Annotated in this window: 12 protein-coding genes and 1 tRNA gene; 10 read left to right on the top strand and 3 right to left on the bottom strand. The window is 62.3% G+C overall.

Annotation, left to right across the window (positions count from 1 at the left end; all coding sequences use genetic code 11):
- The first annotated feature begins 96 nt into the window (after positions 1-96).
- From ybgC to AC2T3R_RS19935, 10 genes are all read left to right on the top strand, one after another.
- Positions 97-549 carry a tol-pal system-associated acyl-CoA thioesterase gene (ybgC, locus tag AC2T3R_RS19980; protein ID WP_023662944.1) on the top strand — a complete coding sequence of 151 codons (453 nt, stop codon included), beginning with the start codon at positions 97-99 and terminating at the stop codon, positions 547-549.
- Between the two features lie 2 nt (positions 550-551).
- Positions 552-1,247: a protein TolQ gene (tolQ, locus tag AC2T3R_RS19975; RefSeq protein WP_015271471.1), complete on the top strand. Its 696-nt coding sequence runs from the start codon at positions 552-554 to the stop codon at positions 1,245-1,247.
- A gap of 14 nt (positions 1,248-1,261) precedes the next feature.
- On the top strand, positions 1,262-1,714 hold the full coding sequence (tolR, locus tag AC2T3R_RS19970; RefSeq protein WP_003254760.1) for a protein TolR: 453 nt from the start codon (positions 1,262-1,264) through the stop codon (positions 1,712-1,714).
- Complete coding sequence (gene tolA, locus AC2T3R_RS19965) at positions 1,714-2,820, top strand: cell envelope integrity protein TolA (protein WP_013973804.1); 1,107 nt, start codon at positions 1,714-1,716, stop codon at positions 2,818-2,820. Before tolR ends, tolA begins: the two co-directional genes overlap by 1 nt.
- Before the next feature lie 26 nt (positions 2,821-2,846).
- Entirely contained in the window at positions 2,847-4,118 is a 1,272-nt protein-coding gene (gene tolB / locus AC2T3R_RS19960; protein ID WP_038408273.1) for a Tol-Pal system beta propeller repeat protein TolB, read from the top strand.
- A 53-nt stretch (positions 4,119-4,171) separates the two neighbouring features.
- Complete coding sequence (gene pal, locus AC2T3R_RS19955) at positions 4,172-4,672, top strand: peptidoglycan-associated lipoprotein Pal (RefSeq protein WP_003254755.1); 501 nt, start codon at positions 4,172-4,174, stop codon at positions 4,670-4,672.
- A 6-nt stretch (positions 4,673-4,678) separates the two neighbouring features.
- On the top strand, positions 4,679-5,485 hold the full coding sequence (gene ybgF, locus AC2T3R_RS19950; protein WP_023662947.1) for a tol-pal system protein YbgF: 807 nt from the start codon (positions 4,679-4,681) through the stop codon (positions 5,483-5,485).
- A 160-nt stretch (positions 5,486-5,645) separates the two neighbouring features.
- Positions 5,646-6,293, top strand: coding sequence for a 7-carboxy-7-deazaguanine synthase QueE (queE, locus tag AC2T3R_RS19945; RefSeq protein WP_015271468.1), 648 nt, complete (start codon positions 5,646-5,648; stop codon positions 6,291-6,293).
- 17 nt (positions 6,294-6,310) lie between these two features.
- Entirely contained in the window at positions 6,311-6,985 is a 675-nt protein-coding gene (gene queC / locus AC2T3R_RS19940) for a 7-cyano-7-deazaguanine synthase QueC (RefSeq protein WP_486744165.1), read from the top strand.
- 60 nt (positions 6,986-7,045) lie between these two features.
- Positions 7,046-7,121 (top strand) — tRNA-Lys (locus AC2T3R_RS19935).
- 177 nt (positions 7,122-7,298) lie between these two features.
- Here AC2T3R_RS19935 and AC2T3R_RS19930 read toward each other — a convergent pair.
- From AC2T3R_RS19930 to AC2T3R_RS19920, 3 genes are all read right to left on the bottom strand, one after another.
- On the bottom strand, positions 7,299-8,258 hold the full coding sequence (locus tag AC2T3R_RS19930) for a cation diffusion facilitator family transporter (protein WP_015271466.1): 960 nt from the start codon (positions 8,256-8,258) through the stop codon (positions 7,299-7,301).
- Between the two features lie 155 nt (positions 8,259-8,413).
- Positions 8,414-10,477, bottom strand: a complete 2,064-nt coding sequence (mcpU, locus tag AC2T3R_RS19925; RefSeq protein ID WP_486744164.1) for a methyl-accepting chemotaxis protein McpU — start codon at positions 10,475-10,477, stop codon at positions 8,414-8,416.
- Between the two features lie 66 nt (positions 10,478-10,543).
- Positions 10,544-11,896 (bottom strand): APC family permease, encoded by a 1,353-nt coding sequence (locus AC2T3R_RS19920; RefSeq protein ID WP_013973798.1) that lies wholly within the window; start codon positions 11,894-11,896, stop codon positions 10,544-10,546.
- Between the last annotated feature and the right edge of the window lie 347 nt (positions 11,897-12,243).

The following is a 12,243-nucleotide window of genomic DNA, read 5'->3' as shown; positions in this document are numbered from 1 at the left end:
CCGCTGGCATGCCGAGGGTGCGCTGGCAATAAGACATTAATGAAGAAAAAACAGTTGCCACAGCGGATTGGCAAGCTGAGGAGTAAGCACTAGAGTATGCGCGCGCAAAATGGCCTGGAACCGTTCGCACACCGTTGTCGAGTCTATTACGAAGATACCGATGCCGGTGGCGTGGTGTATTACGTCAATTACCTGAAATTCATGGAGCGCGCGCGTACCGAGCGGCTGCGGCACCTGGGCTTTTCCCAGGCGCAGCTGGCCAAAGACAACCTGCTGTTCGTGGTCCACTCCAGCGAAGCGCGCTATCACGCGCCGGCGCGGCTGGACGACGAGCTTCGGGTGACCGCGCAAGTACTTGAACTCAATCGCGCCAGCCTGCGCTTCGTGCAGCAGGTCTGGCGGGAAAAGGATGAAACGCTGCTCTGCGAAGGGCAGTTCCTGGTGGCCGCCGTGCGCGCCGACACTTTCAAACCCCGAGCCATACCCCCGGAGCTGCGTGACGCCTTTGTGGCGGACGGCTCGGGTACTCAATCGAATGCAGGAGAATAAGCGTGGAAGCTAACGTCGTCGACCATACCTCCATGTGGAGTCTGGTCAGCAATGCCAGTGTGCTGGTACAGCTGGTAATGCTGACCCTGGTGGCCGCCTCGGTCACCTCATGGGTCATGATCTTCCAGCGCAGCACCATGCTGCGCGCCGGTCGTCGTGCGCTGGATGCCTTCGAGGAGCGCTTCTGGTCGGGCATCGACCTGTCCAAGCTGTACCGTCAGGCAGGCAGCAACCCAGACCCGGATTCCGGTGTCGAGCAGGTCTTCCGTGCCGGCTTCAAGGAATTCTCGCGCCTGCGCCAGCAGCCTGGCGTTGACCCGGACGCGGTCATGGAGGGCGTTGCCCGTGCCATGCGCGTAGCCATCTCGCGCGAGGAAGAAAAACTCGAGCAGAGCCTGCCGTTCCTGGCCACCGTCGGTTCGACCAGCCCGTACATCGGCCTGTTCGGTACCGTATGGGGCATCATGAACTCCTTCCGCGGCCTGGCCAGCGCCCAGCAGGCCACCCTGGCCACGGTCGCCCCGGGTATTGCCGAAGCGCTGATCGCCACCGCCATCGGCCTGTTCGCGGCAATTCCGGCGGTCATCGCCTACAACCGCTTCTCGGCGCGCAGCGAAGTGCTGATCGGCCGTTACTACACCTTCGCCGACGAGTTCCAGGCGATCCTGCACCGCAAAGTGCACACCAGCGAAGAGTAATCAGGTAGAAGCCCATGGCCCGAGTTCGCCACAAACGCAAGCCCGTCGCCGAGATGAACGTGGTGCCCTACATCGACGTGATGCTGGTACTGCTGGTCATCTTCATGGTGACGGCGCCCATGCTCAACCAGGGCGTCAAGGTAGACCTGCCCAAGGTTTCCAGTGAAGCCTTGCCGCAGGACAACAACGTCCAGATCCTCACCATCTCCATCAAGGCCGACAAGACCTACTACTGGAACCTCGGCAGCGAAGTCGATACCGACAAGCAGATGGACAAGGCCATGACCTTGCCAGCCATGACCGACGCGGTGACCAAGATCATTGCCGCCGGCCGTGACCAGGGCAAGCAGACCCAGGTGTTCATTCGTGGCGACAAGGCTGTCGACTATGGCGCGGTCATGGGTGCCATGGGCGGGTTGCAGAAGGCCGGTGTCGGTAACGTTGGCCTGATTACCGAGGCGCCCTGATGCAACAGCGAGAGCCATCCGCCTCGGAAAGCTACTTCTGGCCCAGTATCTGGGCCATCGGCCTGCATGTGCTGGTGTTCGCCCTGCTGTTCGTCAGTTTTGCCATGACGCCTGAGCTGCCGCCATCCAAGCCGATCGTCCAGGCTACCCTGTACCAGCTCAAGTCCAAGAGCCAGGCGACTACCCAGACCAATCAGAAGATTGCCGGGGAAGCGAAGAAAACCGCTTCGCGCCAGACCGAAGTCGAGCAGCTGGAACAGAAGAAGGTCGAGCAGGAGGCCGTGAAGGCCGCGGAACAAAAGAAAGCCGACGCTGCTCAAAAGGCCGAGGAGGCCCGCGAGGCCGCCGAAGCCAAGAAAGCCGAGGCAGCTGCCGAGGCCGCCAAGGCCGCCGAGGCCAAGAAAGCCGCCGAAGCCAAGAAGGCCGAAGAGGCGAAGAAGGCTGCCGAGAAGCAGCAGGCCGACATCGCCAAGAAGAAGGCCGAGGAAGAAAAGAAAAAAGCCGAAGAAGAGGCCAAGAAAGAGGCCGCTGAAGAGGCGAAGAAACAAGCCGCCGAGGACGCCAAGAAAAAGGCGGCCGAAGAGGCCAAGAAGAAAGCAGCCGAGGACGCCAAGAAGAAAGCGGTAGCCGAGGAAGCGAAGAAGAAGGCAGCTGAAGAGGCCAAGAAAAAGGCCGCTGCAGATGCCCAGAAGAAAAAGGCACAGGAAGCGGCCCGCAAGGCGGCGGAAGACAAGAAAGCCCAGGCCCTGGCCGAGCTGTTGTCCGACACCACCGAACGGCAGCAGGCGCTGGCCGACGAGCAGGGTGACCAGGTGGCCGGCGACTTCGACGACCTGATCCGCATGCGCGCGGCCGAGGGCTGGGCTCGTCCGCCTTCCGCGCGCAAGGGCATGACGGTGGTCCTGCAGATCAACATGTTGCCGGACGGTACCATCACCAGCGTCAGCGTGGCCCGGTCCAGTGGTGACGGCCCGTACGACAGCTCGGCGGTGGCAGCAGTGAAGAACATCGGTCGTCTGACCGAGATGCAGGGTATGAAGCCGAGCGATTTCAACCAATATCGTTCGTTCAAGATGACATTTACACCTGAGGATCTAGCGTTGTGATTAAACGTCTGAGAGGACTGCTGGTCATGCTGTGCTGCGTGGCAGGCATGGCCGTGGCAGAGGAAAAGAACATCCTGGTCACCAGCGGCAGCGACCGGGCCACGCCCATCGCGGTAGTGCCGTTCGGTCTGCAGGGCGGCAGCGTGCTGCCGGAAGACATGGCCGACATCATCGGCAACGACCTGCGCAACTCCGGCTACTACTCGCCGATTCCGCGGCAGAACATGATCAGCCAGCCGTCCCAGGCCAGCGAAGTGATCTTCCGTGACTGGAAAGCGCTGGGTGCGCAGTACGTGATGGTTGGCAGCATCGTGCCGTCGGGCGGTCGCCTGCAGGTGCAATACGCGCTGTTCAACGTCGCCACCGAGCAGCAAGTGCTGACCGGTAGCGTGGCGGGCAGCGTCGACCAGCTGCGCGACATGGCCCACTACATTGCCGACCAGTCGTTCGAGAAGCTCACCGGCATCAAGGGTGCGTTCTCCACCCGCATGCTGTACGTGACGGCCGAGCGCTTCTCCACCAACAACACCCGCTATACCCTGCAGCGTTCGGACTATGACGGTGCACGTGCGGTCACCCTGCTGCAATCGCGCGAGCCGATCCTGTCGCCACGCTTTGCACCGGATGGCAAGCGCATCGCCTATGTCTCGTTCGAGCAGAAGCGTCCGCGCATCTTCGTCCAGCACATCGATACCGGTCGCCGCGAGCAGGTCACCAACTTCGAAGGCCTGAACGGTGCGCCAGCCTGGTCGCCGGATGGCACGCGCCTGGCGTTCGTGCTGTCGAAGGACGGCAACCCGGACATCTACGTGATGAACGTGGCTTCGCGCCAGATCAGCCGTGTCACCGCTGGCCCGGGCATCAACACCGAGCCGTTCTGGGGCAAGGATGGCAACACCCTGTACTTCACCTCCGACCGTGGCGGCAAGCCGCAGATCTACAAGCAGTCGGTCGGTGGCGGTGGTGCCGAGCGTGTAACTTTCGTGGGTAACTACAACGCCAACCCGAAACTGTCGGCGGACGAAAAGACCCTGGTGATGATCCATCGCCAGCAGGGCTTCACCAACTTCAAAGTTGCGGCCCAGGATTTGCAACGCGGAAGTGTAAAGATTCTCTCTGAAACGAGTCTTGATGAGTCTCCCACTGTTGCGCCAAACGGCACCATGCTAATCTACGCCACCCGCCAGCAGGGCCGGGGAGTCTTGATGCTCGTGTCGCTTAATGGCCGCGTGAGGCTCCCACTTCCTACCGCTCAAGGCGAAGTCAGAGAACCGTCCTGGTCCCCTTACCTGAACTGATTGCGGCGTAATACTTTTGCTTAACACACTGGGGTTTCATTAGGAGTTTCACGATGGAAATGCTGAAGTTTGGTAAATTTGCTGCGCTGGCTCTGGCCATGGCCGTAGCTGTAGGTTGCTCCTCGAAGGGCGGTGACAACGCAGGCGAAGGCGCTGCTGTAGATCCGAACGCTGGCTACGGTGCCAACACTGGCGCTGTTGACGGCTCCCTGAGCGAAGAAGCTGCCCTGCGCGCAATCACCACCTTCTACTTCGAATACGACAGCTCGGACCTGAAGCCAGAAGCCATGCGCGCCCTGGACGTTCACGCCAAGGACCTGAAAGCCAACGGCAACCGCGTTGTCCTGGAAGGCAACACCGACGAGCGCGGCACCCGCGAGTACAACATGGCTCTGGGTGAGCGTCGTGCCAAGGCCGTTCAGCGTTACCTGGTTCTGCAGGGCGTTTCCCCTGCTCAGCTGGAACTGGTCTCCTACGGTGAAGAGCGTCCGGTTGCCACTGGCAACGACGAGCAGTCCTGGGCTCAGAACCGTCGCGTAGAACTGCGTAAGTAAGTTCTTATGCGTATGGGCCGCCGTGTAGTAACCGTCCTCGCACTCAGCCTGCCGCTTGCGGCCTGGGCTGAGGTCCCTGTAGTTGATGACAACGCAGGCAGCTATCCGCCTGCGGGTTATGGCACGAGCGGCGCCTATGCCGGGTCAGGGGCTTCGGCCCCTGCCTCTGCACAGGGCCAGCTGTTCATGCAGCTGCAACAGATGCAGGATCAGCTTTCCCGCCAGCAAGGCATCATCGAAGAGCTGCAGAACGATGTGTCGCGCATGAAGCAGGAAAACCTGGAGCGTTACCAGGACCTGGACCGTCGCATCAACAGTGGCGCCGCGCCTGCCGCGACCCCTGACAATTCCTCCGGTGGTGGTGCATCCAATGCCGCCCCCGATGCAGCAGCAGGTGCTGCTGCGCAACAACCGGCCGCCAGTAGCGAGCCCGGTGATCCGGCGAAAGAAAAGCTCTACTACGATGCCGCTTTCGACCTGATCAAGCAGAAAGACTTCAACAAGGCCAGCCAGGCGTTCAACGCCTTCCTGCGCAAGTACCCCAACAGCCAATACGCCGGCAATGCCCAGTACTGGCTGGGTGAAGTGAACCTGGCCAAGGGCGACCTGCCGGCTGCCAGCCAGGCCTTCGCCCAGGTCAGCCAGAAGTATCCGAAGCACAGCAAGGTGCCGGATTCGCTGTACAAGCTGGCCGACGTCGAGCGCCGCATGGGCCACACCGACAAGGTCAAGGGTATCCTGCAGCAGGTCATCACCCAGTACCCCGGCACCTCGGCCGCGCAACTGGCCCAGCGTGACCTGCAGAAGCTCTAAACAGTACCGCTTGAAAGAAACCCGCGCTTGTCGCGGGTTTTTTCGTTAGAATCAATGCCCTTTTTTCGTAAACACGCTGCTGCGGATAACGCTATGTCGAGTCCGCGACAGTGCCTGACGGAGGCGGGCAGCCTGTTTAGCTGTCACGCCCGTGGCGAGCATGCAAGACACATTACGCATCACCGAAGTCTTTTACTCTTTGCAGGGTGAAACGCGAACGGCTGGGTTGCCCACGGTATTCGTGCGCCTCACCGGTTGCCCCCTGCGCTGCCAGTACTGTGACAGTGCCTATGCCTTCAGTGGCGGCACCGTTCGCACCCTCGATTCGATCCTTGAGCAGGTCGCCGGCTTCAAGCCGCGCTACGTTTGCGTCACCGGCGGCGAGCCATTGGCCCAGCCCAACGCCTTGCCGCTGTTGCAGCGCCTGTGTGACGCCGGTTACGAGGTGTCGCTGGAAACCAGCGGCGCGCTGGATATTGCCGGCACCGACACCCGCGTCAGCCGCGTGGTCGACCTGAAGACCCCAGGCTCCGAAGAGTCGCACCGTAACCGCTACGAGAACATCGAGCAGCTGACCCGCAACGACCAGGTCAAGTTCGTCATCTGTTCCCGTGAGGACTATGACTGGGCGGTCTCCAAGCTGATCCAGTACAACCTGGCCGAGCGTGCCGGCGAGGTGTTGTTCTCGCCCAGCCACCACCAGGTGAACGCCAGCGAGCTGGCGGACTGGATCGTCGCCGACAACCTGCCCGTACGCTTCCAGCTGCAGCTGCACAAGCTGCTGTGGAACGACGAACCCGGACGTTGATTGAGGAGCAAGCACACATGACCGACAAACGCGCAGTAATCCTGTTGTCCGGCGGCCTGGACTCGGCCACCGTGGTCGCCATGGCCAAGGCCGAAGGCTACAGCTGCTACACCATGAGTTTCGACTACGGCCAGCGCCACCGCGCCGAACTGAACGCCGCCGCCCGCGTTGCCCGTGACTTGGGCGTGGTCGAGCACAGGGTGATTGGCCTGAACCTTGACGGCATCGGTGGCTCGGCATTGACCGACAGCAGCATCGACGTACCGGAAACCCCGGGTGAAGGCATCCCGGTCACCTACGTGCCGGCGCGCAACACTGTGTTCCTGTCCTTGGCCCTGGGCTGGGCAGAGGTGCTGGAAGCCCGTGACATCTTCATTGGTGTGAATGCCGTGGATTACTCCGGCTACCCCGATTGCCGCCCCGAGTTCGTCGAAGCCTTCGAGCGCATGGCCAACCTGGCGACCAAGGCTGGCGTCGAAGGGCAGGGCTTCCGCATCCAGGCGCCGCTGCAGAACATGAGCAAGGCGCAGATCGTGCAGGCCGGCATGGCTCGCGGCGTGGACTACAGCCTGACCGTTTCCTGCTACCAGGCCGATGATGACGGCCGTGCCTGCGGTAAATGCGACAGCTGCCGCCTGCGTGCCGACGGCTTCAAGGCCGCCGGAGTCGAAGATCCGACGCGGTATTTTTGAAAAAAGTTTGATGGGGTGTTGATTTCCCGTTAGAAATCAGTATTATACGCGCCATCCGACGGGTCGTTAGCTCAGTTGGTAGAGCAGTTGGCTTTTAACCAATTGGTCGTAGGTTCGAATCCTACACGACCCACCATATGCAGTACGTCAAAGCCCGCTACCGGTAACGGTGGCGGGCTTTTTCGTTTTCGGCTGCTTGTACTGGCCTCATCGCAGGCAAGCCAGCTCCCACAGGGCTTGCGCATGACTTGGGGCTAATGCGGTCGAGGTGGGAGCTGGCTTGCCGGCGAAAGGGGCGCAAAGCGCCCCCAGCTTACTCAGCCCACTCCGGATCCCCGGTAAACACCACCGTCAGCCAGCGGTCCGGCCCTTCACCACCCACGGCATCACCGATCTCGTTGCGCCACGCATCCCATTCATCGATGGTCTTCGCGGCCATGGCCTTCGGCACGATGAAATACAGTTCGATCTCCCGCGAGCGCCCGACCTTGGCCACATAGGCGCGGTACGACTGCAACCCATGGCGTGCGACGAAGGCCTTGGCGACTTCATCCACGTGCAGCTTGAGGTCGCCAGGGGTTACCAGGAAAATTTCCGAAAGGGCCTGGCGCACCACCGACATCGGCAACGGCACGATCACCAGGCAGACCAGCGCCAGCACCGCCGGGTCGATATACGGCGATACCCACTCCAGCGATGTGCCTTGCACCGCATAGCCAAAGCAGAAGGCGATCAGCAGCGCGGCGGTGATGCTGGCCGACATCACCCAGCCCTTGACGTCCATGCGCACGAAGTCCGAGCCCAGCTTGCGGTTGGCGCGGGCCTCGACAACAGCGATGGTCACGCAGGCGATCACGGTCAGCACCGCGTAGACCATGGCGATGCCGAACTCCAGGTGGCGCCCGCCTTGCAGCAGGCTGCTGACGGCGTTGATCAGCGCATAGATGGCCACGCCGCTGAGCAGGATGCCGTTGAGCGCCAGCACCATCGGCTCCAGGTGCCAGAAGCCCATGGTGAAGCGCTCGCGCAACTTGCGTGACATCTGCACGCTGGTGGTATGGGCGGTAATCAGCCTGACCACCACCAGCGACAGCCCGCTCATGCTGGCATCGACCAGCGAATAGACGCCGTCGAACACGATGGAGAACGAGCCGGAGGCCAGGCCGAAGGCGATGCCGATGACGGCGATGAACAGGGTGACGGCGATCGAGGTGCGTAACAGGCCCTGTTCGCTGCTGATGTCGAAGAAGGTGGGGCGAGTTGGGTTTTGCATAGGTTGTGCTCGATAAAATCAATAATGCTGTATTGCCTGTTGGGGCCTCTTCGCGGGCTCGCCCGCTCCCACAGGGTATGGCGCCACCCCGAAGGGCTGGGCATTTCCTGTGGGAGCGGGCATGCCCGCGAAGAAGGCGCACTGGCCCTGACAGGTTAGACGCGGAACTGCTCCATCAGCGCCTGCTGCTGGTTGGCCAGCCGGTTCAGGGCCTGGCTGATCCGCGCTGACTCATCGGCCTGGCCTGCCAGCGATTCGGTCACATCGCGAATGCCAGCCACATTGCGGTTCACCTCTTCGGCTACTGCGCTCTGCTCTTCAGCCGCCGAGGCAATCTGCAGGTTCATGTCGCTGATCACTGCCACTGCCTCGCCAATACGTTGTAGCGCCGGCAGCGCCTGTTCCATCCGCGCGGCGCTGTCCTGGGCCTGGCGCTGGCCTTCCTGCATCGCGCCCACCACATCCTGGGTGCCTTGCTGCAAGCCTTCGATGACCTGGCGAATTTCCTCCACCGACAACTGGGTACGCTGGGCCAGACCACGCACTTCATCTGCCACCACGGCAAAACCACGCCCGGCTTCGCCTGCACGGGCGGCTTCGATGGCGGCGTTGAGCGCCAGCAGGTTGGTTTGCTCGGCAATGGTGCGGATCACTTCCAGCACCGATCCGATCTGCCCGCTGCGGCCTTCCAGCGCGCGCGCCTCGTCCATGGCGGTGTTCATGCCAGCGGCCAGGCGGTCGATGCCCTGCCGGGTGCTGTCGATCAGCTGCAGGCCCTCGCGGCTGGCTTGGTCGGCAGCGCGTGCGGCCTGGGCCGCCTGCGAGGCGTTATGGGCGACATCCAGGGCGGTGGCGCTCATTTCATTGGCGGCGGTGGCCACCTGTTCGATTTCGCGGTGCTGTTGCTGCATGCCGGTGCTGGTCTGGCTGGCGATGGCTGCCGACTGGTCGGCGGTGCCGCGGGCTTCCTGCAGTGAGCCTTTGACCTGGGCTATGACTGGCTGCAGCTTGTCGAGAAAGCGGTTGAACCAACCGGTAAGCTGGCCCAGTTCGTCCTGGCGGGCATACTCCAGGCGGCGGGTAAGGTCGCCTTCGCCGCTGGCGATGTCTTCCAGGCGCGCGGCCACGGCCAGGATTGGCCGGGTCACCCCGCGTGCGGTCAGCCACACCAGCAGCAAACCGACTACCGCAGCGCCCAGGCCAACCAGCAGGCTGGTGAGGTTGGCGCTGTGGTTGTGCGCATCCAGGCGCTGGTTGAGGGCGACGGCTGGCGCCTGCAGCACGCTTTCCGGCAGTTCCAGCAATACCTGCCAGGGGGCGGCATCAGGGATTGGCGTGAACGGGTGGGCAACACGCAGCAGGCCGTCGGCTACCACCTTGTCCATGGGCTCGCCGAGCTTGCTGTCGTCGCGGCTGTTGCCGGCCAGCAGGCCGGCCGCGCTAGCGATACTGACCTGGCCCTGGCCGTCGAACAGCTCCCGGCGGCCGTCCACGCTCAACTGCTGCAGGTTGGCCAGGCCGATGTCCAGACCGACCACGCCGACCACCTTGCCGTGCTCCAGCAGCGGCAGTGCGATGCTGGTCATCAGTACCTGGCGGCCATTCACCTCGTCGAGGTATGGCTCGAGCATGCAGGTTCTGGCGGTATCCTGCGGGCAGGTCAGCCAGCGGTTCTTCGCCACGCCGTTGCTGCCGATGCTGGCGTCACCGAGCATCGATTCCGGCATGGCTTCAAGCTCCAGGGTGCCGGGGCGGGGTTGTGACCAGTACAGCGAGAAGCGCCCGCTCTCGTTGCTGCCCATTGCATCCTGGCCGAGGTACTGGCTGTCCGGGTCCAGGGCGTTGGGCTGGAACACCAGGTACAGGCCGATCACATCCGGGTTGCCGGCCAGGCTGGCGCGGGCCTGGCGCGTCAGTTCGGCGCGCAGGTCGTTGCCGCCACGGGCCTTGAGCACCTGCACCAGGCGGGCAAAGCCATTGCCGTACTGGTAGGCGTCCATGAAATAGCGCTGGATGCGCAGGGCCTGGGTTTCGGCATGGGCCTGCAGGCGCAGGCGTGCGCTGCTGTCGAGCATTTCGGTATTGGCCTGGTTGACCAATGCCGCGCTGCGCCGCGCCTGGGCCAGCGATGTGGTTACCAGCAGGGCGACAATGGCCAGCAGGCACAGGCCGGCGAGCAGGGTGATCTTCCACTGGATGGAGAGGCGACGCAGCGGCATGAGGGCTTTCCTTTTCGATCAAATGCAACGCCCGCGATCAGGCGCGGGCGTTGTCGGCAGCATGGGTCATTCAGCGATGTAGTTGGGTGGGGAGTCCCTGAAGGCTTTGGTCAGCCAGGCCAGGTACAGCAGGCCGAGCAGTGCCCAGACGCCACCGAACAGCAGCGAGTGTGCGTTCAGGTCCAGCCACAGCGAGACGATGATGCAGAAGCCGATGGTCGGAGCCACCAGGTACGTCAGCTGGTTGGCAAGTCCCTGGCGCCTGCCTTCACGCAGATAGCAGTGGTTGATCACCGACAGGTTGACGAAGCTGAACGCGACCAGCGCACCGAAGTTGATGATCGAGGTGGCGGTAACCAGGTCGAAGAAGATCGCCGACAGTGAAATCAGCCCCACCACCGCAATATTCAGCACTGGCGTCTTGTAACGCGAGTGCAGGCGGGCGAACAGGCTGGCCGGGATCACATTGTCGCGGCCCATCACGTACAGCAGGCGCGACACGCTGGTCTGCGAGGCCAGGCCCGAGGCGATGGTGTTGATCACGGTGCAGGCGATGAAGATCGACTGGAACAGCTTGCCGCCGACGTACAGGGCGATTTCCGGCAGTGCCGCTTCCTGGTCGTGGAAGCGGGACATGGTCGGGAAGTAGGCCTGGATGAAGTACGACACGGTGATGAACACCAGGCCGCCAATCAGGGCGGTGAGGAAGATCGCGCGAGGGATGGTCTTGCCCGGGTCGCGGGTTTCTTCGGACAGGCAGGTCACCGCGTCGAAGCCGAGGAACGAGAAGCACAGGATGGTCGCACCGGCGGCCAGGGCGCTGAGCTGGGTCTGATTGTCGGCGAACGGCAGCAGGCTCCAGGCGGTACCTAGCCCTTCACCCTGGTCCAGGCCGCGCACGCACAGGTAGATGAACACGGCGATGATCGCCACCTGCACGGCCACGAACAGCAGGTTGAAGTGCGCCACCAGGTTAACGCTGCGCATGTTGATCAGGCTGATCAGGGTTACGAAGCCGGCCACCCACATCCACTCCGGTACTTCCGGGAACATGGCCGAAAGGTACAGCTTGGCCAGCAACGCATTGACCATTGGCAGCAGCAGGTAGTCCAGCAACGACGACCAGCCGACCAGGAAGCCGACGTGCGGGTTGATCGCGCGCTGGGTGTAGGTATAGGCCGAGCCCGACTGCGGGAAGCGCCTTACCAGGGTGCCGTAGCTCACGGCGGTGAACAGGATCCCGGCCAGTGCCAGGATGTAGGCGCTGGGTACGTGGCCGGCAGTTATACCGGAAACGATGCCGAAGGTGTCGAACACGGTCATCGGGGTCAGGTAGGCCAGACCGATGATGATCACGTGCCAGAGACGCAGGGTTTTACGGAGTTGGCCGTTGCCGGAAGCGCTGTGGTCAGGCTGCATGCTGGCATGGCTCCTGCGGCTGGGCGTAAACGGCGGGCACGGTGTACTGCGCATGCGGCAAGGGCGAGCGGGTGGGCTCCATGTTGTTCACCTTTATTGTTGGAGCAGCGGGGGCGCGGGGAGCGCGCAAAGTGGTGAAAATAAAAAACGATGGGTAGCTTGGTGTCAAGTTAAACATGACAAGATGTTGCTGGATTGAAATATTTATCGATTAAAGTGGGGTTTTGTTCGGTTTTTGCGCGTTTTTTTGCGGTTGTGATCAATTTTGGTGTTCGCAAAAATTAACGAATGCCGGTCTCCCTTGGCAGGTCTGTCAGGCGTTTCCCAAAAACCGGATTTCTCGAGCC

It is taken from the genome of Pseudomonas sp. PVC-5-1, assembly GCF_057444345.1.
The sequence above is the reverse complement of the archived record's forward strand: the minus strand, read 5'-3'. Positions and strand labels throughout refer to the sequence as shown.

Excerpts from the sequence above, each read along its gene's own strand:
- ybgC (WP_023662944.1), top strand. The coding sequence starts at position 97 with ATGCGCGCGCAAAATGGCCTGGAACCGTTCGCACACCGTTGTCGAGTC.
- tolR (WP_003254760.1), top strand. The coding sequence starts at position 1,262 with ATGGCCCGAGTTCGCCACAAACGCAAGCCCGTCGCCGAGATGAACGTG.
- tolA (WP_013973804.1), top strand. The coding sequence starts at position 1,714 with ATGCAACAGCGAGAGCCATCCGCCTCGGAAAGCTACTTCTGGCCCAGT.
- tolB (WP_038408273.1), top strand. The coding sequence starts at position 2,847 with ATGCTGTGCTGCGTGGCAGGCATGGCCGTGGCAGAGGAAAAGAACATC.
- pal (WP_003254755.1), top strand. The coding sequence starts at position 4,172 with ATGGAAATGCTGAAGTTTGGTAAATTTGCTGCGCTGGCTCTGGCCATG.
- ybgF (WP_023662947.1), top strand. The coding sequence starts at position 4,679 with ATGCGTATGGGCCGCCGTGTAGTAACCGTCCTCGCACTCAGCCTGCCG.
- queE (WP_015271468.1), top strand. The coding sequence starts at position 5,646 with ATGCAAGACACATTACGCATCACCGAAGTCTTTTACTCTTTGCAGGGT.
- queC (WP_486744165.1), top strand. The coding sequence starts at position 6,311 with ATGACCGACAAACGCGCAGTAATCCTGTTGTCCGGCGGCCTGGACTCG.
- AC2T3R_RS19930 (WP_015271466.1), bottom strand. The coding sequence starts at position 8,258 with ATGCAAAACCCAACTCGCCCCACCTTCTTCGACATCAGCAGCGAACAG.
- mcpU (WP_486744164.1), bottom strand. The coding sequence starts at position 10,477 with ATGCCGCTGCGTCGCCTCTCCATCCAGTGGAAGATCACCCTGCTCGCC.
- AC2T3R_RS19920 (WP_013973798.1), bottom strand. The coding sequence starts at position 11,896 with ATGCAGCCTGACCACAGCGCTTCCGGCAACGGCCAACTCCGTAAAACC.